This is a genomic window from Acinetobacter sp. NIPH 2699 (assembly GCF_022549355.1).
Lineage (GTDB): Bacteria > Pseudomonadota > Gammaproteobacteria > Pseudomonadales > Moraxellaceae > Acinetobacter.
The window spans coordinates 1-294 of the sequence record NZ_JAKZGL010000046.1 but is presented as its reverse complement, the minus strand read 5'-3'; the positions used below and the strand labels follow the sequence as shown (position 1 = coordinate 294).

General features: G+C 50.0%; 1 pseudogene. It reads left to right on the top strand.

Annotated elements, in window-relative coordinates:
• Positions 1-294 (top strand): annotated as a pseudogene (locus MMP72_RS15820) (hemagglutinin); the annotation flags it as partial.

Below are 294 nucleotides of genomic sequence, written 5' to 3'. Positions count from 1 at the left end.
GACAGCGGTGCAATCAAAGCGGGTGATACCGTAGACATTGGTACAGCGGTAGGCGAAAGCAACCTCGCGGTCAACAAGACAGGCAATACGATTCAATACAGCTTGAACCGAGACCTTGACCTTGACAGCGTGACCACAGGCAACAGCAAGCTAGATACTAATGGTTTAGTCATCACAGGCGGACCAAGTGTTACCACTACAGGCATAGATGCAGCGAACAGCAACATCAGCAACGTTGCAGATGCAACGACAGCGGATCAAGCGGTGAACAAAGGTCAACTTGATGCAGTTACA